The sequence below is a fragment of the Catenulispora sp. MAP12-49 genome, assembly GCF_041262705.1.
In the GTDB taxonomy this organism is placed as follows: Bacteria; Actinomycetota; Actinomycetes; order Streptomycetales; family Catenulisporaceae; genus Catenulispora.
In genome coordinates this window covers 24915-50759 of sequence record NZ_JBGCCP010000032.1, presented here as the reverse complement: position 1 = coordinate 50759, position 25845 = coordinate 24915, and the positions used below count along the sequence as shown (strand labels likewise).

23 protein-coding genes and 1 pseudogene are annotated in these 25845 nt (G+C 71.6%); 17 read left to right on the top strand and 7 right to left on the bottom strand.

Going from position 1 to position 25845, the window contains the following annotated elements; translation table 11 throughout:
- Positions 1-23: 23 nt before the first annotated feature.
- A complete protein-coding gene (locus tag ABIA35_RS38275; protein ID WP_370361209.1) occupies positions 24-1559 on the top strand; it encodes an NAD(P)H-hydrate dehydratase in 1536 nt (511 codons plus the stop codon).
- On the opposite strand, the gene ABIA35_RS38270 is transcribed toward ABIA35_RS38275, so the two are convergent.
- The 3 genes from ABIA35_RS38270 to ABIA35_RS38260 all read right to left on the bottom strand — a co-directional run bounded on the left by ABIA35_RS38270 (position 1471) and on the right by ABIA35_RS38260 (position 4285).
- Entirely contained in the window at positions 1471-2736 is a 1266-nt protein-coding gene (locus ABIA35_RS38270; RefSeq protein ID WP_370361208.1) for an MFS transporter, read from the bottom strand. The two genes, ABIA35_RS38275 and ABIA35_RS38270, sit on opposite strands and share 89 nt — an antisense overlap.
- A 29-nt stretch (positions 2737-2765) precedes the next feature.
- Positions 2766-3359, bottom strand: coding sequence for a helix-turn-helix domain-containing protein (locus tag ABIA35_RS38265; protein WP_370361207.1), 594 nt, complete (start codon positions 3357-3359; stop codon positions 2766-2768).
- A gap of 119 nt (positions 3360-3478) precedes the next feature.
- Positions 3479-4285 carry a GNAT family N-acetyltransferase gene (locus ABIA35_RS38260; protein WP_370337411.1) on the bottom strand — a complete coding sequence of 269 codons (807 nt, stop codon included), beginning with the start codon at positions 4283-4285 and terminating at the stop codon, positions 3479-3481.
- A gap of 104 nt (positions 4286-4389) precedes the next feature.
- On the opposite strand from ABIA35_RS38260, the gene alr reads away from it, so the two are divergent.
- From alr to ABIA35_RS38230, 6 genes are all read left to right on the top strand, one after another.
- A complete protein-coding gene (gene alr, locus ABIA35_RS38255; RefSeq protein WP_370337413.1) occupies positions 4390-5571 on the top strand; it encodes an alanine racemase in 1182 nt (393 codons plus the stop codon).
- Between the two features lie 52 nt (positions 5572-5623).
- Positions 5624-6781 (top strand): alpha/beta fold hydrolase, encoded by a 1158-nt coding sequence (locus ABIA35_RS38250; RefSeq protein ID WP_370337415.1) that lies wholly within the window; start codon positions 5624-5626, stop codon positions 6779-6781.
- A gap of 74 nt (positions 6782-6855) precedes the next feature.
- On the top strand, positions 6856-7578 hold the full coding sequence (locus tag ABIA35_RS38245; RefSeq protein WP_370337417.1) for a glycosyltransferase family 2 protein: 723 nt from the start codon (positions 6856-6858) through the stop codon (positions 7576-7578).
- A complete protein-coding gene (locus ABIA35_RS38240; protein ID WP_370337419.1) occupies positions 7575-7949 on the top strand; it encodes a DUF2304 domain-containing protein in 375 nt (124 codons plus the stop codon). The genes ABIA35_RS38245 and ABIA35_RS38240 overlap by 4 nt, the downstream gene beginning before the upstream one ends.
- Positions 7946-9841: an NAD-dependent epimerase/dehydratase family protein gene (locus ABIA35_RS38235; protein WP_370361206.1), complete on the top strand. Its 1896-nt coding sequence runs from the start codon at positions 7946-7948 to the stop codon at positions 9839-9841. Before ABIA35_RS38240 ends, ABIA35_RS38235 begins: the two co-directional genes overlap by 4 nt.
- Positions 9842-9987: 146 nt before the next feature.
- On the top strand, positions 9988-11517 hold the full coding sequence (locus ABIA35_RS38230; RefSeq protein WP_370337423.1) for a DUF2142 domain-containing protein: 1530 nt from the start codon (positions 9988-9990) through the stop codon (positions 11515-11517).
- Positions 11518-11579: 62 nt separating this feature from the next.
- Here the strand turns inward: ABIA35_RS38230 and ABIA35_RS38225 are convergent, their stop codons facing one another.
- Together ABIA35_RS38225 and ABIA35_RS38220 are read right to left on the bottom strand one after the other, a co-directional pair.
- Positions 11580-13175 (bottom strand): hypothetical protein, encoded by a 1596-nt coding sequence (locus ABIA35_RS38225; RefSeq protein WP_370361205.1) that lies wholly within the window; start codon positions 13173-13175, stop codon positions 11580-11582.
- Between the two features lie 187 nt (positions 13176-13362).
- Positions 13363-14745, bottom strand: coding sequence for a lipopolysaccharide biosynthesis protein (locus ABIA35_RS38220; protein WP_370361204.1), 1383 nt, complete (start codon positions 14743-14745; stop codon positions 13363-13365).
- Between the two features lie 163 nt (positions 14746-14908).
- On the opposite strand from ABIA35_RS38220, the gene tsaE reads away from it, so the two are divergent.
- Positions 14909-15457, top strand: coding sequence for a tRNA (adenosine(37)-N6)-threonylcarbamoyltransferase complex ATPase subunit type 1 TsaE (gene tsaE, locus ABIA35_RS38215; RefSeq protein WP_370337429.1), 549 nt, complete (start codon positions 14909-14911; stop codon positions 15455-15457).
- A gap of 54 nt (positions 15458-15511) precedes the next feature.
- Here the strand turns inward: tsaE and ABIA35_RS38210 are convergent, their stop codons facing one another.
- A complete protein-coding gene (locus tag ABIA35_RS38210) occupies positions 15512-16141 on the bottom strand; it encodes a hypothetical protein (protein ID WP_370337431.1) in 630 nt (209 codons plus the stop codon).
- 34 nt (positions 16142-16175) lie between these two features.
- On the opposite strand from ABIA35_RS38210, the gene tsaB reads away from it, so the two are divergent.
- From tsaB to groL, 7 genes are all read left to right on the top strand, one after another.
- Positions 16176-16832: a tRNA (adenosine(37)-N6)-threonylcarbamoyltransferase complex dimerization subunit type 1 TsaB gene (tsaB, locus tag ABIA35_RS38205; protein WP_370337433.1), complete on the top strand. Its 657-nt coding sequence runs from the start codon at positions 16176-16178 to the stop codon at positions 16830-16832.
- Positions 16833-16848: 16 nt separating this feature from the next.
- On the top strand, positions 16849-17319 hold the full coding sequence (rimI, locus tag ABIA35_RS38200) for a ribosomal protein S18-alanine N-acetyltransferase (protein ID WP_370337435.1): 471 nt from the start codon (positions 16849-16851) through the stop codon (positions 17317-17319).
- Entirely contained in the window at positions 17316-18383 is a 1068-nt protein-coding gene (gene tsaD, locus ABIA35_RS38195; protein ID WP_370361203.1) for a tRNA (adenosine(37)-N6)-threonylcarbamoyltransferase complex transferase subunit TsaD, read from the top strand. The genes rimI and tsaD overlap by 4 nt, the downstream gene beginning before the upstream one ends.
- Positions 18380-18679, top strand: coding sequence for a hypothetical protein (locus tag ABIA35_RS38190; protein WP_370337439.1), 300 nt, complete (start codon positions 18380-18382; stop codon positions 18677-18679). The genes tsaD and ABIA35_RS38190 overlap by 4 nt, the downstream gene beginning before the upstream one ends.
- Before the next feature lie 106 nt (positions 18680-18785).
- Positions 18786-19805 (top strand): polysaccharide deacetylase family protein, encoded by a 1020-nt coding sequence (locus tag ABIA35_RS38185; RefSeq protein WP_370337441.1) that lies wholly within the window; start codon positions 18786-18788, stop codon positions 19803-19805.
- Between the two features lie 196 nt (positions 19806-20001).
- Complete coding sequence (gene groES / locus ABIA35_RS38180; RefSeq protein ID WP_012785229.1) at positions 20002-20298, top strand: co-chaperone GroES; 297 nt, start codon at positions 20002-20004, stop codon at positions 20296-20298.
- A 94-nt stretch (positions 20299-20392) separates the two neighbouring features.
- Positions 20393-22021, top strand: a complete 1629-nt coding sequence (groL, locus tag ABIA35_RS38175; RefSeq protein WP_370361202.1) for a chaperonin GroEL — start codon at positions 20393-20395, stop codon at positions 22019-22021.
- Between the two features lie 345 nt (positions 22022-22366).
- Here groL and ABIA35_RS38170 read toward each other — a convergent pair.
- Positions 22367-22628, bottom strand: a pseudogene (locus tag ABIA35_RS38170) (WhiB family transcriptional regulator); the annotation flags it as partial.
- Between the two features lie 916 nt (positions 22629-23544).
- Here ABIA35_RS38170 and ABIA35_RS38165 point away from each other — a divergent pair.
- Positions 23545-24156, top strand: coding sequence for a response regulator transcription factor (locus ABIA35_RS38165; RefSeq protein ID WP_012785233.1), 612 nt, complete (start codon positions 23545-23547; stop codon positions 24154-24156).
- Between the two features lie 167 nt (positions 24157-24323).
- Positions 24324-25820 carry an IMP dehydrogenase gene (gene guaB, locus ABIA35_RS38160; RefSeq protein WP_370337446.1) on the top strand — a complete coding sequence of 499 codons (1497 nt, stop codon included), beginning with the start codon at positions 24324-24326 and terminating at the stop codon, positions 25818-25820.
- Positions 25821-25845 lie beyond the last annotated feature (25 nt).

Genomic DNA, 25845 nt, shown 5'->3' with positions numbered 1-25845 from the left:
CCGGGCCATGACAGGGTGGACGCATGCTGACGGCGCATTCGGTCGACCAGGTCCGGCACGCTGAGGCGGCGCTCATGGCGCGCCTGCCCGACGGCGAGCTGATGCAGCGTGCTGTCTCCGGCCTGACTGCGGAGTGCGTCAGGCTGCTGGGACGGGTGTACGGCGCGCGCGTCGTCGTGGTCGCCGGCAGTGGCGACAACGGCGGCGACGCCCTGTACGCCGCCGCCCGCCTGGCCCGGCGCGGCGCGAAGGTCGAAGCCGTGCTGCTCGACGAGGCGCGGGCCCACGCCGGCGCCCTGGCGGCCGTGCGAGCCGCCGGCGGACGGGTCAGCGCGGCGGGGGAGTGGCGCTACAGCGGAGCGGACCTGGTGCTGGACGGTGTCGTCGGCATCGGCGGACGCGGAGGCCTGCGACCGGACGCGGCAGCCGCCTTCGGCCAGATCCAGGCCGCCGAGAACTCCTTCATCGTCGCCGTCGACCTCCCCAGCGGCATCGACGCCGACACCGGCGAAGTCGCCGGCCCCGCGGTCCACGCCGACGTCACCGTCACCTTCGGCACCTACAAGCCCGGCCTGCTCATCTCTCCGGGCGCCGAACACGTCGGCGACCTCTGCTTCGTCGACATCGGCCTCGCGCCGTACCTGGAAGGCGGAGGCGACCCGGTCCTGGAGGCCCTGGAAGCCGCCGACGTCGAAGCGCTCCTGCCCACGGCCTCCGCCGAGAGCAACAAATACCGCCGCGGCGTCGTGGGCCTGGCCGCCGGCTCGCCCCGCTACCCGGGCGCGGCCGTCCTCGCGACCGGCGCGGCCCTGCGCAGCGGCGCGGGCGCCGTCCGCTTCGTCGGCGAACGCGAGGTCAGCGACGGCGTCCTGGCCCGATACCCGGAAGTGCTGATCGGCCAGGGCCGGGTCCAGGCCTGGGTCGTCGGCCCCGGCATCGGCCCGGACGGCGCCGACCGCGTCGCCGAGGCCCTGGCCGCCGAGGTCCCGGTCCTCGTCGACGCCGACGGCCTGGCCGCGCTGGCCGCTCTCAAGCCCCAGGACCGCGACCGGCCGACGCTGCTCACCCCGCATTCCGGCGAGGCGTCACGCCTGCTCGGCGAGCCCTGGAGCGCCGAGCGCATCGAGGCCAGCCGCCTGGCCGCCGTGCGCGAACTCGCCGACCGCTTCGGCTGCACGGTCCTGTTGAAGGGCTCGACCACGCTCGTCGCCGACCCCGGCAGCCCCACCGTCCGGGTCAACCGCACCGGCACCCCGGCGCTGGCCACCGCGGGCTCCGGCGACGTGCTGTCCGGGCTCGCGGGCGGCCTGCTCGCCTCCGGCCTGGCTGCGCGGGACGCCGCCAGCGTCGGCGCCTACCTGCACGGCGAGGCAGCCCGCGACGTCCAACGCCGGCACCCCGGCCGCCAGCTCATCGCCGGGGACCTGGTCGAAGCGCTCACCGCGGCGCCCGCGGCGCCCGTGGCGCCCGCTACGACCGAGACGTCTGCGGCGCCCGCACCGTCCGGAAACCCCGCGACAGCAGGCACGCCAACCCCAGCACCTCGACGGCCCCGCTGATCCCGAACGCCGCCCGCAGCCCCAGCGCCCCCACCATGAGGCCCATCAAGCCCATGGTCAGCGGCACGATCCCGAGCGTGATCAGCGTCGTGACACTCCCGACCCGCCCCCGGAACGCGTCGTCGCACTCCGCCTGCATGATCACCGTCGTGGGCACTCCCATGGCGCTCGACAGGACCCCGACCACCGCCGCTGCCGCGACCGCCACCCCCAACGCGGGAGCCAGCGCCATCGCCGCCCCCGCAGCACCCTGAGCCGCCCCGGCCCAGGCCAGCCAGACACCGAGCCCGCCGCGCACCCGCACCTTCGCCATCACCACCGCGCCCACGGCCGCCCCGACCCCGAACCCGGTCAGCAACAGCCCGATCCCGGGCGCGCCCCACCCGCGCCGCGTGGCCAGCAAGGCCGCGCCGACGTTCAGCGGCCCGACCATCCCGATGTTGGTCAGTGCCAGCCAGATCACAAACGGCCCCAGCACCGCGTGCCGCCGCAGATACCCGAGCCCTGCGACGAAGCTGCGCCCGAACGGCTCCTTGCGCGTCGCCCGCGCTTCCGTCGCGGCCTCACCGGAGCGCAGTCCCACCAGACTCGCCACCGACACCGCGAAACTCACCGCGTCCACCACCAGCGCCGCCGCCAGCCCCGCCGAGGCCGCGACCACCCCGCCCAACGGCGCCCCGACCGTCAGTGCCAGCCGCCCCGACAACGTCCACAGCACCGCGCCGCCCGAGTACTGATGCGGCTCCAACAGCCGAGGCCGCAGGGCCGTCGACGCCGGCATGAACAACGCGTCCACGATCCCGAACACCACCGCGACCGCCGCCAACAGCCCCAACCCCGGCGACGCCACCGCCGCGAACGACGCGGCCCCCAGACACACCGCCATGCGCAGCGCGTCGCTGCCGATCATCAGCTTCCGCGCGTCGAAGCGGTCGACGATCACCCCGCCGAACAGCACCAGCAGCAGCCGCGGGATCGCAGAGACCGACAACACCAGCCCCGCAGCCGCCGGCGAGGCCGACCGCACCGCCGCGTAGGACAGCGCGACGTACCAGACCTGATCCCCGAGGGCGCTCAGCGTGGCGCCGCCGAGCAACCGCAGGTACCGCGTGTTCCGCACGGCCGGTATCGGTCGCGAGACGGCCGGTGTGGCCGGTGTGGCTATGACAGCAGTCATGATGAATCCCCCTTGAGGCCGTCCGGATATCAGGGCTGTTCCGGGAAGGCGTGCAGGAACAGGAACACCTGTTCCCGCCCGTCCACCGGCTGCTCCTCAGGGCGCAGCGCGGGATCCCGCCGCCCGAGCGCCGCCCACTTGCGCAGCACCGAGTTCAGCTCCTCGCTGAGCCCGCGCACCTCGTCCGGCGTCAGCCGCAGGTTCGTGCTCGTCGAGGTCGCGGCGCCCTGCCACTCCGGCGACCACTCCGCCTTCCGAGTGACATACGCCTCCAGCCGCTCGAACTGGTCCCGCACGGTCTGCGCGAACGCGGCCTCGGCCACGGCCTGCCCCTCCGGCGTCCGGAAATCAGCACTCGACCAGCTGAAGGACCCCTGCGGCACCCGCCACCACCGCTCCCGCCGGTCCCGGGCCAGCTCCGGCACCTCCTCGATGAAGCCGCGCTTGCCCAACTCCCGCAGGTGGTAGCTGATCTGCCCGGGATCGGCGCCGTCCAGGTGCGCGGCCAGGATCGTCGTCGTCGACGGCCCGAGCTGCGTCAGCAGCCGGTACAGCCGCTGGCGCAGCGGGTGCGACAAGCCCTTGAGGACTTCGGGATCGGTGATGCGGCGCGGTTCGGTCACATCCGCCACCGTAGATACAGAAGAACTCTTCTGCAAGCTTTCTTCTGCATCTCGGCGAAGAAGAAGCGGGACCCATCAGAGTGAGATCCCGCTACTCCGAACGACTTACGTCCGCCGCCTCACGGCTTCCAGATGAACAGCATCTCCCCGAGGCTCCGGTACCCGATCGACGCGTACAGCCGCTCCTGCTCAGGACCTGCGGGCGACAGCCACACACAGTCCAGCCCCGCCACCTCCAGCAGATGCCGCGACAGCTCCGCGGTGACCGCGGCCCCGGCCCCGCGCCGCCGGAACGCCGGCCGCGTCCCGATCCCGCCGACCTCGGTCGTCCCGGCGATCGCCGGTCCGCAGCCGCCGGCGGCCATCGGTACGCCGGGGTGCGGGCTGTCGGCGGTACCGCGAGCCAGTACCGTGAACTTCCCGGCGTCCACCATCGTCCGCAGGCCCGCGATCTCGTCGGAGAGGTCGGCGTCGTCCAGCGGCTCGTCGCCGCGTTCCCCGAACGCCTCCTGCTGCGCTATCGCGACGCCGCGCAGCTCCTCGTCCGTCGCCGTTCTGTCCAGCACCTTCACCTCGATGCCGGCCAGCTCGGCCGGTGCGGCCAGCTCGGTGGAGGTCACCACCATGAACGGCAGCCGCTGCTGCACTTCGAACCCGGCCGCCAGTAGCGCCTCCTCGACGCCCGGCGCGCCACCCGGTGCGAACTCCAGCCGCGGAGTCCGCTCCCGCTTCGCGAAAGCCGCGAGCAACGCCTCGACGTCCTCGGACGTCACTACAGCGTTGGCCTCTGGAACCGCGTAGTTCATGAAGGGATGGGGGTTGCCGGCGTCGAAGCCGATGTGGAACGGCCCACACGCCTCGTTCACCGCCCGACTGCGCGCGTTGCCGTGCAGGTAGCCGTTGACCTTCGCTTCCAGCGATTCCAAAATCAAGAACCCCCACTGTTGAGCAGGGCCACGAGGGCCCTGGACCCGGCCCGTGGAGACGGCCGTCACCATCAAGACCGCGACAGCCTGGCAGACTACCGTCGATGACAGACCTGACCGCCACCGATTTTCCGTCCGGCGCCACGTTGCGCGCCGAGGCGCGGATCGACCTGGACGCGATCCGCGCGAACACCCGCCGCGTCGGCCAGATCGTCGCCGGATCCGGGGCCGGGGTCATGGCGGTCGTGAAGGCCGACGCCTACGGCCACGGCGCCGTCCCGTGCGCCCGCGCCGCCAAGCAGGCCGGCGCCGCCTGGCTCGGCACCGCCCTGCCGGAGGAGGCGCTGCAGCTGCGCGCCGCCGGGCTGACCGGCCCGATCCTGGCCTGGCTGCACCCGGCCGGCGGGCCCTGGGACGAGCTGATCGCCCACGAGATCGACGTCACCGCCTACGCCCCCTGGGTGCTGGAGGAGATCACCGCGGCCGCGCAGCGCCTGGGCATCCCGGCGCGCGTGCAGCTCAAGGCCGACACGGGCCTCGGCCGCGGCGGCACCCAGCCGCACGACTGGCTCGAGCTGGTCGAGCTGGCCGCCAAGGCCGAGGCCGCCGGGCACATCCGGGTCACCGGCGTGTGGTCGCACTTCGCCTGCGCCGACGAGCCCGGCCACCCCTCCATCCAGGCCCAGCTGGACGTTTTCCACCAGGCGCTGGCCATTGCGGACCACGCGGGCCTGCGCCCGGAGGTCCGGCACATCGCCAACAGCCCGGCCACCCTGAGCCTGCCGGAGTCGCACTTCGACCTGGTCCGGGTGGGCCTGGCGCTCTACGGCCTGACGCCCCTGCCGGACACCGCCCCCGAGGACTTCGGCCTGCGCCCGGCGATGACGCTGGCGGCGCGCGTCGCGCTGGTCAAGAACGCCCCGGCCGGGCACGGCGTGTCCTACGGCCACATCCACCACACCGCGGCGGCCACGACCCTGGCGCTGGTCCCGCTCGGCTACGCCGACGGCCTGCCCCGCAACTCCTCCAACGCCGGCGAGGTCCTGATCGGCGGCAAGCGCCACCGGGTCGCCGGGCGCATGGCGATGGACCAGTTCGTCGTCGACCTCGAAGACCCCGACGCCGTCCGCGACGTGCACGTCGGGGACGAGGTGGTGGTCTTCGGCCCGGGCGACCGGGGCGAGCCGACCGCCCAGGACTGGGCGCGGGCCACCGGCACGCTGAACTACGAGATCGTCACCCGCATCGGTCCGCGTGTCCCGCGGGTCTACCTCGGGAACTCGTGACGTAAGGGGCCGGGGGGTATCACCGCCGGGACCGTCGAGCGGAAGGGGCGTCATGGCAGCGAGCACCGCGAAGAAGGCGAGCATCGCCGGGGCCGCGGTCGGCGTGATCGCCGCCGGGGCGGCCGCCGGCTTCGCCATCGAGCGCGCCACCATCGGCCGCGCGGTCCGCCGGCTGGCCGAGCCGCGCCGCCTGGCAGAGCCCTACGGCACCCTGCGCGGCAGGCCCCTGACGGTCCGCGCCGAGGACGGCGTCGGGCTCTACGTCGAGGTCGACGGCCCGCAGATGTTCAGCAGCGGCGCCGGCTGGGCCCGCCGCCGCCCGGCCGGCCGCGCCGACGCCGGCCCCACCCTGGTGTTCTGCCACGGCTACGCCCTGCACCAGGACACCTGGCACTACCAGCGCGCGGAGTTCACCGCGACGCACCGCTGCGTGTTCTGGGACCAGCGCGGCCACGGCCGCTCCGAGCGCGGCACGGCCGCCTCGCACACCATCGACCAGATAGGGCGTGACCTGTACACCGTCCTGGAGGCGGTGTGCCCGGACGGCGACGTGGTCCTGGTCGGCCACTCCATGGGCGGTATGACGATCATGGCGCTGGCCGCCGAGCACCCCGAGCTGTTCGGCGGCCCGGAGGCCGGCGAGCACGCCCGGGTGCGCGGCGTCGTGCTGTGCTCCACCACCGACGGCCACTGGAACGAGATGACGCTCGGCCTGCCCGCGCGGGCCGCACAGCTGTTCCAGCGCACCGCCCCCGGCGTGTTCGCGCTGCTGGGGCGCGGCCACACGCTGGTGGACCGGACCCGCCGCGCCGGCACGGACCTGGCGCAGCTGCTGACCCGCCGCTACGCCTTCGCCTCCGACGTGCCTCCGGCCCTGGTCCGCTTCACCGACGAGATGCTCTCCAGCACCCCGATGGACGTCATCGCCGACTTCTTCCCGACCTTCTCCATGCACCAGAAGGACATCTCGCTGCCCACGCTGGGCCGGGTGCCCGTGGAGATCATCGTCGGCGACCACGACCTGCTGACCCCGGCGTTCCACAGCGAGCGGATGGCCGCCGCGATCGACGCCGCCGCGCCGGACGATGCCGGGCATGCCGGCCTGGAGATCGTCCCGGCCGGCGGCCACGTGCTGCCGCTGGAACACCCCGACGCCGTGGACAGCGCGATCCGGCGGGTTCTGGCCCGCGCGGACACATCAAGTCATTAGGCCCATGAGGACCAGTAGGCCCATTAGGCCTAATCACCCTGCGCGTCGTGCGTTGACCGCACAATCTGGGAGCTGTGCAGACAGCGGAGGCCGCCGGCCCGCCCGGGACTTCGGAGTTCGACGACGTCTGGGTCGTCATCCCCGTCTACAACGAGGGCTCGGTGATCGCCGACGTCGTCGCCGGAGTGCTGCCCACGTTCCCGAATGTGGTGTGCGTGGACGACGGTTCGCGCGACAACTCCGCCGAGCACATCGTCGGCACTGCCGCGCACCTGGTCACCCATCCGGTGAACCTGGGCCAGGGTGCCGCGTTGCAGACCGGCCTGGAGTACGCGCTGCTGCAGGACGGCTCGGAGTACTTCGTCACCTTCGACGCCGACGGCCAGCACCGGGTCGAGGACGCCGCCGAACTGGTGCGGGCCGTCCGTGACGGCGGCGCCGACGTGGCCCTGGGCTCCCGCTTCCTCAGCGGCACCGTCCACGTGCCGTGGCTCAAGCGCGCGCTGCTGAAGACCGTCGCCGCGATCAGCCCCGCGGCCCGCCGCCTGCAGCTGACCGACGCGCACAACGGCCTGCGGGTCCTGAACCGGGCCGCCGCCTCGCAGCTGAAGATCACCATGAACGGCATGGCGCACGCCTCGGAGATCGTGGACTACTTGGCACGCTCGGAGCTGGCGGTCACCGAGGTGCCGGTGACCGTGCTCTACACCGACTACTCCAAGGCCAAGGGGCAGTCCCTGATCAACGGCGTCAACATCCTGTTCGACCTGTCCCTGCGGTCCCGGAGGACGCCATGATCATTCAGGCCATCCTGCTGGTGGTCTCGGCGGTCTTCCTGCTGCTGTTCATCCGGAACTGGTACTCGGTGCAGACCAGGGCCCTGAAGCGGCTGGCGTTCCTGATCTTCATCGGCATGATGGTGGTCGCGATCCTGCGGCCCAACTGGGTGAACTCCCTGGCCCACAAGGTCGGCGTGGGCCGCGGTACCGACCTGGTGGTCTACGTGCTGGCGGTGGCCTTCGTCTTCGTCTCGGTGAACACCTACTTCAGGCTGAAGACCCAGGAGGCGCGGTTCACCGAGCTGGCCCGGGCCATCGCGGTGCGGGACGCGACCGAGCTGAACGCGCGGCGGCTCGGCCGCCCTCCGGTGCGCGAGGTGCGGCGATGAGCGCGGCGACGGACGCGGCGATGAGCGGCGCCAATGGGCTGACCGGCGGCGACAAGGTCCTGATCACCGGCGGCGCCGGCTTCCTAGGCTCCGCCGTCGCCTCGGCCTGCCTGGAGGCCGGCCTGGTCCCGGTGGTCCTGGACAACCTGTCCACCGGCCGCCGCGAGCTCACCGAGGGCCGGCTCTTCTACGAGGGCGACATCGCCGACCCCGCCCTGCTCGACCAGGTCTTCGCCGAGCACCCGGACATCACCGCGGCCGTGCACTGCGCCGCGCTGACGATCGTGCCGGAGTCGGTCGCCAACCCGATCCGGCACTACCGCGAGAACGTCACCAAGACCCTGGAACTGATCGAGGGCCTGGTCCGCAACGGTTGCCGCCGCCTGCTGTTCTCCTCCTCCGCCTCCGTTTACGCCGCCGGATCGGCGAGTCCCTACGCGCGCACCAAGGCCATCACCGAGTGGGTCCTGGAGGACGTGGCGCGCACCGGGGACCTGCACGCCATCGCGCTGCGCTACTTCAACCCGATCGGCACCGATCCCGAACCGCCGCACGACCTGGGAAAGGCGGGCACCGCCTACCGGAGCGACGCGCCCTTCCACCTCGCCGGCGTGGACTGGCTGAACCGCGACACGGTTCCCGTCCGCGACGCCATCCGGGTGGGGGAGCTGGCCGAGGTGCACGTCGCGGCATTGGTGGACTTCGATGCGATCGTGGCGCGCCACGAGTCCGGCACGGTCCCCTACGAGGTGATCAACTTCGGCGCCGGCGACGGTACGACAGTCAACTCCGCCAAAGACCGACGGCTCCTCGGCTGGACGCCGAAGTACACCGTCGGCGTGGGCATCCGCGACGCGCTCACCTGGGCCCGCGTGCGTGCCGGCCTGCCCGCGCCGACCCGGTCGGCCGCCGCCCGGCCTGCTTCGATCGTCGACGTCCTGATGCCCTACTACGGCGACGTCGCCATGATGCAGGAGGCCGTGCGCAGCGTCCTGGCCCAGCGCGACCCGCACTGGCGCCTGACCGTGGTCGACGACGGCACCGAGCCCGGCGTCCCGGAGTGGTTCGCCGGCCTGATCGCCGAACACGGCCCCGACAAGATCCGCTACCAGCGCAACGAGGCCAACCTCGGCATCACCGGGAACTTCCAGAAATGCCTGAGTCTGGTCACCCATCCGCTGGTCACCATGATCGGCTGCGACGACCGCATGCTCCCGGACTACATCGGCACGGTCCGGGCCCTGATGCGCGACTACCCCCGCGTCTCGCTGGCCCAGCCCGGCGTCGAGGTCATCGACGGCGACGGGCAGGTCGTCGAACCCTGGGTCGACAAGGTCAAGCGCCGGGTCTACGCCCCGCGCGTGCACGGCGCCCTCGTGCTGGGCGGCGAATCCCTGGCCGTGAGCCTGCTGCGCGGCAACTGGATGTACTTCCCGGCCATCTGCTGGCGCGCCGAGGTCATCACCGAGGTCGGGTTCAACCCGGACCTGCGCGTGGTCCAGGACCTCGCGCTCACCCTGGAGTGGGTGCGTGCCGGCGCGCAGATCGTGGTCAGCGACACCGTCTGCTTCCAGTACCGGCGACACGCCGTCAGCGTCTCCAGCGAACGGGCCTTCAGCGGCGAACGCTTCGCCGAGGAGCGCGACTTCTTCCTCGACGAGGCCGTCCGGATGGAGGGCCTGGGCTGGCGGCACGCGGCGCGCGCGGCCCGGGTGCACCTGTCCTCGCGGCTGCACGCGGCGACGCTGCTGCCCGGCGCGGTGCGGCGGGGCAGCCGCGACGGAGTGCGGGCGCTGGCCGGCTACGCGTTCGGGCCGAACCGGCGCGGTGGGCCGCCCGGAGGACCGGCTGGGGGGACAGCTGGGGGCCCGGCCGGGGGAGCGGCCCGGTGAGCGGACCTGGAGCGCTGGAGCCGCCGTTGCCGCCCCTGCCTCCACCTTCCCTGCCTCCGCCCCCGCCGCCTCCCCCTCCGCCGCCGTCAGGACCGGAGCCGGCGCCGATCCTTCCTGCCGAGCCGCCTCAGCGCCGCGGAGCGAAGGTGCGGCGGCGCCTCGCCTCTGTCCTCGGCCGTCCCTGGCTGCTGGCGCTGGTCGGCTTCTTCATGGTCTCCGCCGGCTGGGCCTTCGCCTCGCCGATGTCCACCTCGCCGGACGAGCCGTCGCACATGGTGAAGGCGGTCGCGACCGCGCGCGGCGAGTTCGTGAACTCCACCACGCGCCACGAGATCACCAACGGATTCGAGAAGACCTGGCTCGGCTATCCGTTGCCGGCCAAGTACGGGACCCTCGACGCGATGTCGGGCTGTTTCCGCTTCCAGCTGCTGTCCGCGGCTTGTGGACAGAAGTTCGGGACCGACAACTCCACCGCGATCGTGGAGACCTCCGCGGGTAACTACAACCCTCTGTACTACTTCCCTGTAGGACTGCCCAGCTTGTTCCTCCCGGGAGTCTCAGCGCTATATGGAATGCGCCTGGCCTCGGCGCTACTGAACTCGGCACTGCTCGCCGCGGCGGTGGGCCTGGCCGCCGGTTGGCGCCGTCCCGGCTGGCCGGTGCTCGGCGTCGTGGCGTGCGGTACCCCGATGGCGCTCTTCCTGAGCGGCACGGTGAACCCCAACGGGATGGAGGCCAGCGCCGCCGTCCTGGCCTGGACCGCCGCCATGTCCCTGGCGCTGGACGACGACCCGAAACCTGGCCAGGTGACGCGGCGCGCGATCGGGCTGGCCGTCGGCGGCGCGCTGCTGGCGAACACCAGGAGTCTGGGCATCGCCTTCGTGGCCTCCGTGCTGATCGCGCTGGTGATCATCGCCGGCCCGCGCAAGCTGGTCTGGCTGGCGCGGTTCCGCGCGGTGCAGGCCATGATGGCGGTGCTGGTGCTGGGAGGCGTCGCGGCGTTCCTGTGGAACCGCTACGCCGACACCCTCACGCCCTCGAGCCTGTCCTTCCCGGACCTGAAGGCCGGGACGGTGTTCAACGAGGTGTTCTGGAGCTCGGGGACCTACATCATCCAGGTGGTCGGCACCCTCGGCTGGCTCGATGTGGCGCTGCCGCCGGGCACCACGATCGCCTGGTTCGCCGTGGCCGGGCTGCTCGTCCTGTGCGCCTTCGGCGTCGCCCGATGGCGGGAGGCGGTGGTGATCGCGCTCCTGATCATCGGCACCGTGGCGATCCCGCTGGTCGCGCAGGTCCTGGAGGCCAAGCGCTTCGGCATCGGCTGGCAGGGCCGCTACATCCTGGCCTGGGTGCTCGGCCTGCCGGTGCTGGCCGGACTGCTCATGGCCCGCCGGATCGGGGCCGACCTGCCGAACGCGCTGGAGCGGCGGGCCCCTGTCGTGGCCACGGTCGTGCTGGGACTGGCCGGCCTCGGCGCCTTCTACTGGTCGATGACGCGGTACGCCCACGGCGGCTGGCGGAAGTACGCGATCGCGCCGATCGAGTGGAGCCCGCCCGGCGGGTGGGTCCTGTGGTGGATCGTCTACGCGGCCGGACTCGCGGCGCTGGTCGCCGCTGTCGCGGTCCGTCGGCGGGACGCGCTGTGGCGTCCGCCGCCGGCCCCACCGGCTCCCTGAGTGCGGGTTTCGCTTAGCGTTCCCGCAGTGCGATTCCCTTAGCAGCTACTTCGGCGGATCCCTCAGTGGTTCCGCGGCCCGGCGAAGTTATTCATCCAGGACTGGTCCCCGGTGGCCGAGCACTCGTGGTCCGGCGCGTACTTCGGGCAGCTGCCGTCGGGCTTGCGCATCGTCTGCGCCACATAGGCGAGGATCTTGTAGCTGTTCGTCTTAGCGGGCATCCAGTAGTCGGACACCGACGACGCGGCGCTCCCCAGCACCAGCAGCACCGCCGCCAGCACCCCGACATGCGCCCCGAGCCGTGACGGAAGCGGCGGCCAGGCCCCCAGCCGCGACGCGGCGAAGGCCGTCGCCGCCGCGCCCAGCACGAGGATGCAGTACAGCAGCTGGTTTCCGGTCCGCGGCCACAGCTGCACGGTCCCGGTCGCCCACATCCGCGAGGCGACCTCCATCCGCCACAGCCAGGTCCCGGCGAACACGCACGCCACCGTCACCGCCAACGGCCGCCGCCACCCCAGCCACAGCGCCACGCCGAGCCCGGCGAACGTCAAGACGCTGAACAGCCCCACCCCGGCCAACTCGCCCGGCGGTGGCCACTGCCCCACATCCCCGGGCATGTCGGTCCGCCACATGGAGAAGAACGCCGGGTCCGTATAAGCGTCGAAGCCATAAGCGCGGTCCACGTTCCCGGACCCTGTGAGGTCCTTGACGTACCAGCCGCATAGCACCCCGAACACCGCCACGGTCACCCCGACGAACGCCAGCAGCTTCCAGACCCGCTCCTTCGCCCAGGGGAACAGCAGGAGCACAGCGGCGACCAACCCCGGCGCGCTCCACAAGGAGGACCCCGGGTAGATCAGGAACAGGACGGAGTACAGCAACCCGAACAGCACCGCGCTGACCAACACGCGGCGCCACGCCATGTCCCCTACCCGCATGGTGTGCCGCACCGAGACCACGAACACCGGCAAAAGCACGATCATCACAATGGCGCCGTACGGCTTGTAGGGATCGATGATCGCGTAGGCGGGCACCACCCCCACCACCAGAGCCCACACCGGACTGAGCACGAAGCGCCACGCCACATAAGCCGCCGGCCCGGTGGCCGCGGCACCCCCGATCTCCATGTCCCGGAACGCCGAAGCGGTGTCGCCGTGATGGAACAGCTGAGCCCACCACGCCAGCGCATGCAGCGTCAGCGGCGGATACGTCGGATTCGGATTGCCGCGCCCATGCACGATCGACGCCGACCACTCCACCAACCGCCCGGTATCCCCGGACAAACCGAACAGCGGCCACGGCGTCCCCTTCAACGCCACCACAATCCCCCCGGCCAGGAACCCCGACGCCAACCCCGCCAAAGCGGCGCACACCACATGCTTCACCGCCCGATACCGCCGCCCCCCACGCCACCGATGCGCACCCATGAGCACCGCCAACAGCACCACCCCCAGCACGGTGAACCGCACCTGCAACGCCGCCAACGCACTGACCTGCCCAGTCCGCGCCAGCGGATCCACGTCGATGAAGCGCGCCAGCACCGGCATCACCGCCGCACCGGCCAACGCGGCGACGACCTCGCCGACCGGCACCGCCGCACGCCGCAGGGTCGGGCGGACCGCCGACCAGCGCCCCGCTGTTCCTGGCCCGCCGGTCATCCTGCTCTGCCCTCGCCAGCCAGGACCGGGGCAAGCCGCACCGCCGAGCGCCCCGCCGCCCGCCGCCCCGCCATTCCTGTCCCGCCGGTCATCCCGCTCCACTCTTCCGCGCCCGCTCGGCCCCGCTGCCGGGGGAACGACCGAGATCGCCGCCGGTCACGGCCGGATCGATCATCGAACCCTGTCTTCATCGAACCCGGCCCTTGCGCACGTGCCGCGCCGCCCCGCCGCCCCACCGGCCGCCCATGGCCCGCACCGGCTCCGGCACGCCCTCCGGCGCCCCCTCCGTCGGCCCCTCGGGCGCCCCCTCCACCGTCCGCAGCGCGTGCGCCAGCCCCCACGCCATGACCAGCACCACCGTCACCGGCCCCCCGACCCCGCCGGCGGCGGCCGCGTGCAGCGGATCCACCGGCAGCTCCACCAGGACCGCCAGGACCGCCGCCCCCGCGCCCCAGGCGATCGGCACCAGTCGGTGCCGGTCCATCGCCACCAGCGTCGGCTGCAGGATCGCCGCCGCCATCAGGAAGACCGTCCCGATCCCCAGGACCGCCAGCAGCTCGTGCGACAGCACCGCCTTCGTCCCGAAGAACACCCGCAGCAACCACGGTCCGGCCAGCGCGAGTACCGCCGTGCCGGCCACCCCCAGCGCCGCCACCGCTCCCAGCGCCACCCGCACCCGGGCGCGCAGTGCCGCGTGGTTCCCGCGTGCCGCCGAACGGGTGAGGTCGGGCAGCAGCATCGCCTGGATCGGCGAGATCAGCAGCAGCGGGATCCGCACCAGCACGAACGCCTGCCCGAACGCCGCCGCGACCGCGTCGGAGTGCGTCAGCCGCGTACTGGCGACCAGCGGCGGCAGGTTCGCCACCAGCTGGGTCAGCAGACTGCCGGCCACCAGCAGCGCCAGCCCGCCGGCCGCCGAACGCTCCCCGGTCTCGAACGAGGAGACCTCGACGTCCATCCGGTCCCGCGCGCCGTCCTCGAACCCCTCGCGCAGCCACCACAGTCCGGCCAGCGTCGCGAACCCCTGCGCCGCGGCGAACGCCAGCGCGTACGCCCACGCCGGCCCGCTCCGCGCGGTGAGCACGAACACCGCCACGCACGGCACCAGCCGCCCCAGCCCCTCGGTCGCGAGCGTCGCCGCGTACCCGTGGAATTCCTGCCGCCCGCCCAGGATCCCGCGCACCCAATAACAGGCCGATCCCACCCCCGTCGCGAGGACGAGCGCGCCGAACAGGTCCCACTGCCCCCGCAGCGGACCGGACACCAGTACCGGAGACAGCGCCAGGAGCGCCACCAGCGTCACAGCGAACAGACACGCCGCGTGCAGCCGCGCCGTCCGCGCCACCGGCGCCACCGGCCGCCGCTCCGCGATCGCCCGGCTCGTCGCCCGGCTGGTCTCCTGCTCCAGCCCGACGAACACCCCGAGCGTCACCAGCCCGGCCAGGAAGTACAGCGAGGACAGTGCGGCGGCTTCGGAGGGCGTCGAGGAGTGCCCGGTGACCGCCAGGAACACATACCCTGACAAACCCACCAGCAGCAGCCCCGCCGCCATGCCGACGGAGGCCCTCATGCTCACCTCCGGTGCGGGAGTCCTCGGCGCCGATCATGCCCTGTCCGGAACATGGGTAATCAGAGCTGAAAGCGGTATATGTCCGCAACGCTAAGAGTTGCCACCCTGTGGCACCGCGACCTGCGCGACTCCTGAGATCCGCACGGCCCGGTACGGTGGACCCATGTCGGTGATCCCTGACCAAGTCGGACCCGGGCTGCCCGGACCCGTCCTGGAGACCCCGGTCGCGACCGCGGGCGAGATGAAGGACCTCGGCCGCCGCCTCGGCGCGCGGCTGCGCCGCGGCGACCTCGTGGTGCTCACCGGCGGCCTCGGGGCCGGCAAGACGACCTTCACCCAGGGGCTCGGCGAGGGCCTGGGCGTCCGCGGCCCGATCACCTCGCCGACGTTCGTCATCGCCCGCGTGCACCCCTCGGCCGCCGGCGGCGGGATCCCGCTGGTGCACGTCGACGCCTACCGGCTCGGCTCCCTGGACGAGCTCGACGACCTGGACCTGGACGCCTCGGTCGAGCAGTCGGTGACCGTCGTGGAGTGGGGCGAGGGCAAGGCCGAGGTCCTGACCGACGACCGGCTCGACATCGTCATCTCGCGGGAGTTCGCCGAGGAGCTCGACGAGCCCGGCGACTCCGACGTGCGCTGGGTCGTGATGCGCGGCATCGGGGAGCGGTGGACCGACCGCGACCTGGCCGCGCTCGAGGACGCGGCCGGCTGACCGGAGGAGCGTGCAGAGCTCTTAGAGGTCTGCCCTACGCCACCGAGGTCTGCCCTACGCCACCACGACCACCTGCGTCTGCAGCTGCGCGAACTGCCACACCGCCAGTGCGTCGTTCTGCGTCAGCCGCACCCCGCCGGTCTTCGCCTCCGGCTTCGGCGGCAGCTGGTCGCCGCCCAGCGAGGCGACCGCCTCCATGGCGAACTTCGTGGTGTCGCTCTTCGGGCCCCACAGCACCTCGTACTGCACGGCGACCCGGTCGGCGGACTGGTTGTTGGAGATCCGCTTCGACACCGCGTAGGTGCCCGCCGGCGGCGTCACCGTGCCCGGCACCACCTGCGCCGTCATCTGGACCTTCTCATCGGCGCCGACCAGCCAGATCCGCGCCTTGGACAGGCTGTACACCATGCGCTTGCCGGTGCCGCTCGAAGCCGGCAGCGCCAGCGCCGGGTCCGGAGCCGGGGTCACCGTCTGGCCGGCCGAGTTCGTCGAGGCCGGCGCCTGCGGCTGGGCGGCGGCCGCCACCGGGGGCTTCGCCGGCGCCGAACCATTCGCCTGCATGGCCAGCACGCCCACCCCGACCAGGGCCGCGGCCGTGATCAAGACGACCGAGGCCATCGGGTTCACGCGGCCGCGCGTCGCCCGCGCAGGTGAGCGCGGGGCGTTCTGCTGCTGGCTGGTCATGGGTCGTATGGTGCCAGAAAGATAGGCTGTGCGGGTGCTCCTGCTCGCGTTCGACACCGCAACCCCGGCCATCACCGTCGCCCTGCACGACGGCGCGGACGTCCTCGCCGAATCCACCACCGTGGACGCGCGGCGTACCGGAGAACTGCTGGCCCCCGGCATCTCCGCGGTCCTGACCGCCGCTGGGCGCAAACCGGGCGAGCTCACCGGAATCTCCGTCGGAGTCGGGCCCGGCCCGTTCACCGGACTGCGCGTGGGATTGGTCACGGCGCGCGCCCTCGGCGACGCCCTCGGCATCCCGGTACACGGCGTCTGCACCCTCGACGTGGTCGCTTATCAGTCCGGCAGCACGGAGCCCTTCGCCGTCGCCACCGACGCGCGCCGCAAAGAGGTCTACTGGGCGCAGTACACGGACCACCTGACCCGCTCCACAGAGCCGGACGTGGCGCACCCCGCCCTCATCGCCGAACGCCTCACCGGACTCCCGGTCGCGGGGGAGGGCGCGCGCCTCTACCCGGACGCGTTCCCCACAGCGATCGAGCCCCGCCACCCCTCTGCCGCGGCTCTGGCAGAACTCACTATCAAGCGTCTGCAAAGCGATCCCGGCTCCCTGCTCTTCCCCGAGCCGCTCTACCTGCGCCGCCCGGACGCCGTCGAACCAGGCACCCGCAAGCGTGTCTCCACAGGCTGACGGCACTATGTCCACGATGGCGCCGACGCTGCGTCCGTTCCGCTGGTGGGACATCGAGGCGGTTCGGCGGATGGAGCAGGACCTGTTCCCCGAGGACCCCTGGTCCGTGGAGATGTTCTGGTCCGAGCTCGCGGACGTCCCGCACTCCCGCTACTACGTCATCGCGGATGCCGACGGGGACATCGCCGGCTACGCGGGCCTGATGTCCCAACCCGGCGCCGCACAGGGCACGGTCGAGGGCTGGGTCCAGAACATCGCGGTGGCCCGCGCGCACCAGGGCCGGGGACTCGGGACGGTCCTCCTGGAGGCGCTTCTGGAGGAGGCACTGCGCAGGAAGTGCGTAGACGTCTGGCTGGAAGTGCGCACAGACAACGACTCCGCGAAGCGCCTGTACACCCGCCACGGCTTCGAGTCCGTGGGCATCCGCCGCGGCTACTACCAGCCCGGCAACCACGACGCGCTGATCATGAGGAAGGCACTGGCGTGACGGCACTGCACCGATCGAAGAACCCGACCGACGAACCGTTGGTCCTCGGCTTCGAGACCTCCTGCGACGAGACCGGCGTCGGCATCGTGCGGGGCAACACCCTGCTCGCCGACGCGGTGGCCTCCAGCGTGGACGAGCACGCGCGCTTCGGCGGCGTCGTGCCCGAGGTCGCCAGCCGGGCGCACTTGGAGGCCATGGTGCCCACCGTGCAGCGCGCGCTGAGCGAGGCCGGCGTGACCCTGGCCGACATCGACGCCATCGCCGTCACCGCCGGCCCGGGCCTGGCCGGCGCCCTGCTGGTCGGCGCGGCCGCGGCCAAGGGCTACGCGCTGGCGCTGGACAAGCCCATCTACGGCGTCAACCACCTCGCCGCGCACATCTGCGTGGACCAGCTCGAACACGGCCCCCTGCCCGAGGGCTGCGTCGCCATGCTCGTCTCCGGCGGCCACTCCTCGCTCCTGTTCGTCCCCGACGTCACCGGCGACGTCCAGCCCCTGGGCCAGACCATCGACGACGCGGCCGGCGAGGCCTTCGACAAGGTGGCGCGCGTCCTGGGCCTCGGCTTCCCCGGCGGCCCGCTGATCGACAAGGCGGCCCGCGACGGCGACCCGGACGCGATCGCCTTCCCCCGCGGCCTCACCGGTCCCCGCGACGCGCCCCTGGACTTCTCCTTCTCCGGGCTGAAGACCTCGGTCGCCCGCTGGGTCGAGAAGCGCGAACGCGCCGGGGAGAAGGTCCCGATCGCCGACGTCGCCGCCTCCTTCCAGGAAGCGGTCGTGGACGTCCTCACCCGCAAGGCCATCCTGGCCTGCAAGGAGCGGGGCGCGGACCACCTGCTCATCGGAGGCGGCGTCGCCGCCAACTCCCGCCTGCGCGTCCTGGCCGAGGAACGCGCCGCCAAGGCCGGCATCCGCGTCCGCGTCCCGCGCCCCGGGCTGTGCACCGACAACGGCGCCATGGTCGCCGCGCTCGGTTCCGAACTGGTCCGCCGCGGCCGCACGCCTTCCGAGCTCGACTTCCCCGCAGACTCCTCCCAGCCAGTAGTGGAAGTGATCGCCCGATGACCGGTCCCGGCGGCAAGACCGCGAAGAACCAGACCCTGATGTGGGAAGTCCGCTGCGAGCCGGGTAAAGCGCCGGCCGTGGAGGAGTGGGTCCGCGCGATCATCGTCCCCCCGCTATGGGAGGACGAAGAGGTCGCCTCCTACAACGCGTACAGCGCAGTGGGGCAGGACGGAGAACGGGTCGTGGTGGTCATCGACTACCTCGGCGCGGCCCCCGCCACCCTGGCGGCCGACCCGCCGGAGCGGCTGATCGCCCGCCCTCCCCATGCCTGGGTCTTCCAACGCCTCGACGTGTGAATGTCCCTGGATTGGCTCTCTTAAGCAACTCTTCAGGTTCTGAAAACGTCCTTCCTCGGTAGTGAAACGAGGTGGGCTCCGGGGGCCCGCCGGACTGAACCGAGGCATGAGCGTGACGTACGAGGACCAGGACCTTCCCATAGGCTGCGGCTGCGAAGACCACGATCTGACCCCGTCCCCAGGCGGGGCGTTCGCCAACGCCTCCCGTCGGCGCTTCCTGCGAAGCGCCGCAGGCCTGGCGGTGGCCGCGCCCGCCCTCCTGGCCGCCGCCTGCGGTTCGAACAGTTCCTCCGCGTCAGGCGCGAAGCAGAACAGCGGAGGCGGCGCGCCAGCCACCACCGGCAGCAGCAGCGGGTCCCCGGGCGCCCCCTCGCAGCCCTCCACCGGCTCCTCCAGCAACAGCTCGGGCCTGCCGGGCCCCGAGACCGCAGACGCGGCCCTGCTGGCCTCCCGCTACGACGGCCTCAAGCCCTTCGCGCCGGCCCCGCCGCCCCCGGCGACCAAGCCGGTGAACACCAACGTGGACCTCCCGCCGGTGATCAGCCGCATCCCGACGGACCAGAAAATCTGCTTCCTCACCATCGACGACGGGGCGGAGAAGGATCCTGCCTTCCTCCAGATGGTCAAGGACTTCCGCGTACCCATCACGATGTTCCTGGCCGACTGCTTCATCCAGGACGACTACAGCTACTTCACCCAGCTCCGCGACACCGGGTACTGCACCATCCAGAACCACACCCTCCACCACCCCGACATGACGACCCTCAGCGCTCAGCGCCAACTGGCGGAGGTCACCGGGCAGCAGCAGAAGCTCGTCAAGAACTACGACGCGCACCCCTACCTCTTCCGGGCGCCCTTCGGGAACTCCAACAAGGCCACCCAGCAAGCCTGCAAGCAGAACGGCCTCAAAGCCATCTGCTACTGGCGGGCCACCTTTCAGAAGCAGGGCTTCCAGTGGCAGGCGGCCGACAAGAAGCTCCGCCCCGGCGACATCCTGCTGGCGCACTTCCGCGGCCCCAAGGCCAACGGCAAGGGCTGGCCGGAGATGCACGAACTGATGACCAACCTCTTCCGCATCGTCCAGGAGCAGGGCTACACCTTCGCCCGCCTGGAGGACTACGTCTGAGGCGGTGCTCGGCGCCGCCCCGACGCGCCCCCTGGCACTCCACTTGACCGAGTGCTAAACGCGCGCCTAGTCTCGCTTTGGCACCCTCGCACCGAGAGTGCCAGCGCGATACGGCCGGACCCTGGCACCCGCGACGACAGGTTCCGCAACCAGTTCACCATCGCCGATCCGTCACGCGAACGAAAGGTCACACATCGTGGCTACCGTTGCCATCAAGCCGCTCGAGGACCGCGTCGTCGTCAAGCCGCTCGACGCCGAGCAGACCACCGCCTCCGGCCTCGTCATCCCGGACACCGCCAAGGAGAAGCCGCAGGAGGGCGTCGTCCTGGCCGTGGGCCCGGGCCGCTGGGAGGACGGCAAGCGCGTCGAGCTCGACGTCAAGGAGGGCGACATCGTCCTCTACAGCAAGTACGGCGGCACCGAGGTCAAGTACAACAACGAGGAGTACCTCGTCCTGTCGGCGCGCGACCTGCTCGCGATCGTCAACAAGTAAGACTCTCAAGCTGCGTTTCCGCCCCGGGCGGCCGGGGTCCCGGCCTTCATGCCGGGGCGGATTTTTCTCTTAAAGACAAGGAACGTACTCGCTCATGGCGAAGATGCTCGAATTCGACGAGGACGCCCGCCGCGCGCTCGAGCGCGGCGTCAACGCGCTCGCCGACGCGGTCAAGGTGACCATCGGCCCCAAGGGCCGCAACGTCGTCATCGACAAGAAGTTCGGCGCCCCGACCATCACCAACGACGGCGTGACCATCGCCCGCGAGGTGGAGCTCGAGGACCCGTACGAGAACCTCGGCGCGCAGCTGGCGAAGGAAGTCGCCACCAAGACCAACGACATCGCGGGCGACGGCACCACCACCGCCACCGTGCTGGCCCAGGCGATGGTCCGCGAGGGCCTGCGCAACGTCGCGGCCGGCGCCCAGCCGATCGCGCTCAAGCGCGGTATCGACAAGGCCGTGGCGGCCGTGGCCGAGCAGCTGCTGTCCACCGCCAAGCAGGTGGAGAGCAAGGAGTCGATCGCCCAGGTCGGCGCGATCTCCGCGCAGGACAAGGCGATCGGCGACCTGATCGCCGAGGCCATGGACAAGGTCGGCAAGGACGGCGTCATCACCGTCGAAGAGTCGAACACCATGGGCCTGGAGCTCGAGTTCACCGAGGGCATGCAGTTCGACAAGGGTTACCTGTCGCCCTACATGGTGACCGACCAGGAGCGCATGGAGGCGATCCTGGAGGACCCCTACATCCTGATCAACCAGGGCAAGATCAGCTCCCTGAACGAGCTGCTGCCGCTGCTGGAGAAGGTCGCGCAGTCCCGCAAGCCGCTGCTGATCATCGCCGAGGACGTCGACGGCGAGGCGCTGTCCACGCTGGTCGTGAACAAGATCCGCGGCACCTTCACCTCGGTCGCGATCAAGGCCCCGGCCTTCGGCGACCGCCGCAAGGCGATCCTGGAGGACCTGGCGATCCTCACCGGCGCGCAGGTCGTGGCGCCCGAGGTCGGCCTGAAGCTGGACCAGGTCGGCGTCGAGGTGCTGGGCACCGCCCGCCGCGTGACCGTCACCAAGGACGACACCACCGTCGTCGACGGTGCCGGCGACACGGCGGCCGTGAGCGACCGCGTGAAGCAGATCAAGGCCGCGATCGAGACCACCGACTCGGACTGGGACCGCGAGAAGCTGCAGGAGCGCCTGGCCAAGCTGGCCGGCGGCGTCTGCGTCATCCGCGTCGGCGCGGCCACCGAGGTCGAGCTGAAGGAGAAGAAGCACCGTCTGGAGGACGCCATCTCCGCGACCCGCGCCGCGGTCGAGGAGGGCATCGTCTCCGGCGGCGGCTCCGCGCTGGTGCACGCCGTGTCGGTGCTGGACGGCGACCTGGGCCTGACCGGCGACGAGGCGACCGGCGTGCGCGTCGTGCGCAAGGCCGCGGTCGAGCCGCTGCGCTGGATCGCCGAGAACGCGGGCCTCGAGGGCTACGTCGTGACCGACAAGGTCTCGAACCTGCCCGTCGGCTCCGGCCTGAACGCCGCCACCGGCGAGTACGTCGACCTGGTCGCGGCCGGCGTCATCGACCCGGTCAAGGTCACCCGCTCCGCGCTGGCCAACGCCGCCTCCATCGCCTCGATGCTGCTCACGACCGAGACCCTGGTCGTCGAGAAGCCGGAGTCCAAGGACGACGAGGGCCACGGCCACTCGCACGGCGGCCACGGCCACTCTCACTAAGGGCTCGCCCGCGCTATAGCGGACGCCTATAAGAGAGCGCGCTTAAAGAGAGCGCAGCGGGCGGCACTGTACGGAATCCGTACAGTGCCGCCCGCTGTTCAATGCCCGGCTCGCGTGCAGCCGCCTACGGCTTCGTCTTCGCCTTGGCGTGCATCCCGGCCGAGACGGTGTTCGCCGGCCGCGTCATCGTCATCCCGTTGCTCGGTGCGGTGGCCGGCGCGCCCGAGGGCTTGGCCTGCAGCTTCACCGGCACCTTCGTCGGCGGCTTGCGCGTCGGCTTGGTGTTCTTCGCCGACGCCAGCGCGGCGAGCTTCGCAGCCCGCGCAGCCGACTTCTCCCGTGCGTAGTACTCGTCGCGCTCTTCCTCGGTCATGCCGCCCCACACCCCGTAGGGCTCGTGGACCCGCAGGGCGTGTTCCCGGCACGGCTTGCATACCGGGCAGTGCAGACACACCTCTTTCGCGGCCTCTTCCCGTGAGGTCCGCGCCTGGCCCCGCTCGCCTTCCGGGTGGAAGAACAGGTCGCTGTCGGTACCGCGGCACGAGCCGCGCAGCTGCCAGTCCCAGAAGTCCGCGTTCGGACCCGGGAGACGGGAGACGTCGGCCATGGCAAACCCTTCCTTCCGCCGACCTTCCCCACCGGTGAACCCGCAGGTCAGTCGTCCTGTTGTCGGACGACCGACGGCGAGTCGCTGGATGGAGTGGTCTTCGGCTGCATCGTGTTGGCCGCAGCCGCAGCGGGTGCATGATCCCGGTGAGAGTGAGTCGGGACATGCATCGGTGCCGCGGCGGCGGCCCTACCTCGTGGTGAACCAGGTGTCAGTTGTCCAATACCTGATCCGGCGAGCGGTCATACCGATCATGCCCCGAACCGTGCTCGATTGTCACTGAGTTGTCGCAATCGACTACGGACTGTGAGCAACGGTGAGCGGGTGGACCGCTCACCGGAACGAGAGGCGCGGCGACGTGAGCGGGCTCCCCGTGGATGACGGTGGCTGGGAAGGCTGGGACGGTTGGGACAGCAGGGGCGGCAGAGACGGTAGAGACGGCAGGGACGAAGACGGGTGGGTGCGGGCCTTGGACGCCGGCCGGCTCCCCGAGAGCGGTGGCGGTGGCGGTGGCGGACGCGGCGGACGCGGCGACAGCAGGGGCAGCCGGGGCGCACGGGACGACGGTGACAGCCGGGACAAGGTGGACGAGACCCCCGCGGGGGCCCCGGAGGACCGGCCCTGGACCCCGATCCCGCGTCAGGCGAAGGCGGCCGAGCCGGGCCTGATCCCGAAGCAACGCCGTCTGAAAAAAACATCGCGGAGCGCGTAACGCTTTCGGGTGAAGCTCGTTTTCCATCTCGGAGTGACGATGGCCCGCGCTTCAGCCCGCCGCCCGGCGGCCTCCCACGGAGGCGCTTCGCGCAGCGGTCCGCACTTGGGCGGGTGGCGAAGCGGTGCGAACCATCGACTACGGGGACCTGTCCGCCATAAGCTCAATAGGTGTCACAACCTCACGAATGTGGAGGCTTGACCAATGACGTCCATCCTAGTCTGCGACGACTCCCCGCTGGCCCGGGAGACGCTGCGACGCGCCGTGGCGACCGTGCCCGGCGTCGACAAGGTCACCACCGCCAACAGCGGCGAGGAAGTGCTGCGCCGGTGGACGGCCGACCGCTCCGACCTGGTCCTGATGGACGTGCGGATGCCGGGCCTGGGCGGCGTGGAGACCGTGCGCCGGCTGCTGTCCAACGACCCCAACGCCCGGGTGATCATGCTCACCATGGCCGAGGACCTGGACGGCGTGGCGCTCGCGGTGGCCACCGGGGCCCGCGGCTACCTGCACAAGGACGCCTCGCGCGCCGAGCTGCGGGCCACCGTCAGCCAGGCCCTGGCCGACCCGACCTGGCGGCTGGCCCCGCGCCGGCTGCGCCCGGCCGAGATCGGCGCCGTCCCCACCCTGACCGCCCGGGAGATCCAGGTGCTGGAGGGCATGAGCCACGGCCGCTCCAACGCCGAGATCGGCCGGGACCTGTTCCTCTCGGAAGACACGGTGAAGACCCATGCGCGCAGGCTGTTCAAGAAGCTCGGCGCCTCCGACCGGGCGCACGCCGTGGCGCTCGGGTTCCGCTGGGGCCTGGTCCGCTGAGGGCGGACCGGCCGGCCCGGCCCCGGCCGGACCGGGGAGCGGGTACGGCGCGCTGTGCCGGTGTGATTCCGAGCACGCCGGAGGCGATCATCCGTTGATCGGTTTGGTCGGGCCGGATTCCTGGGGGAAGATTGCTTATCGGTCCCCCTTGACATTCGGATGGTGACATGTCTGACGCCGGCCTGCCCGCCAAGTTCGCGACTCTCGGCCTGACCTACGACGACGTCCTGCTGGTCCCGGCCTACTCCGAAGTGGTGCCGACCGAGCTGAACACCGGGACCCGGCTGTCGCGCAACATCACCTTGAACGTGCCGCTGATCTCGGCGGCCATGGACACCGTCACCGAGGCGCGCATGGCCATCGCCATGGCCCGCCAGGGCGGCGTCGGCGTCCTGCACCGCAACCTGTCGATCGAGGCCCAGGCCGCGCAGGTGGACCTGGTCAAGCGCTCGGAGTCGGGCATGGTCACCCAGCCGGTGACCGTCGCGCCGGACGCCACCTTGGCCGAGGTGGACGCGCTGTGCGCCAAGTACCGCATCTCCGGCCTGCCGGTGACCGCCCCCGACGGCACCCTGCTGGGCATCATCACCAACCGCGACCTGCGCTTCGAGGTGGACAAGTCGCGCCGGGTGGACGATGTCATGACGCGCATGCCGCTGGTCACGGGCCCCGCCGGGATAAGCGGCGAGGACGCGATGAAGCTGCTGGCCCAGCACAAGATCGAGAAGCTCCCGCTGGTCACCGGCGATGGCAAGCTGTCCGGCCTGATCACCGTCAAGGACTTCGACAAGAGCGAGAAGTACCCGCTGGCCACCAAGGACGACAACGGCCGGCTGCGGGTCGGCGCCGCGATCGGCTTCCTCGGCGACTCCTTCGAGCGCGCCCAGGCCCTGGTGCACGCCGGCGTGGACTTCCTGGTCATCGACAGCGCGCACGGCCACTCCAAGGTCGAGCTGGACATGATCGCCAAGGTCAAGGCCGAGGCCCCGCACATCGACGTGATCGCCGGCAACGTGGTCACCGGCGCGGGCGGCCGGGCGCTGATCGAGGCCGGCGCGGACGCGATCAAGGTCGGCGTGGGCCCGGGCTCCATCTGCACCACCCGCGTGGTGGCCGGCGTCGGCATGCCGCAGGTGACCGCGGTCTACGAGGTCGCCGAGGCGGCCAGGGAGCACGGCGTCCCGGTGATCGCCGACGGCGGCCTGCAGTACTCCGGCGACATCGGCAAGGCGATCGCCGCCGGCGCCGACTCGGTGATGCTCGGCTCGCTGCTGGCCGGCTGCGAGGAGTCCCCCGGCGAGCTGCTGTTCATCAACGGCAAGCAGTTCAAGTCCTACCGCGGCATGGGGTCGCTGGCCGCCATGCAGTCCCGCGGGGAGAGCAAGTCCTACTCCAAGGACCGCTACTTCCAGGGCGACGTGGAGTCCGACGAGAAGCTGATCGCCGAGGGCATCGAGGGCCAGGTCCCCTACCGCGGCCCGCTGGCCTCCGTGGTGCTGCAGCTGATCGGCGGCCTGCGCCAGTCGATGCTCTACTGCGGCGCGCACACCATCCCGCAGCTGCAGGACGCGCAGCTGGTCCGGATCACCGCCGCGGGCCTGCGCGAGAGCCACCCCCACGACATCCAGATGACGGTCGAGGCGCCGAACTACTCCAAGCGCTGACCACATAGAGCACCGCACGGCCCGA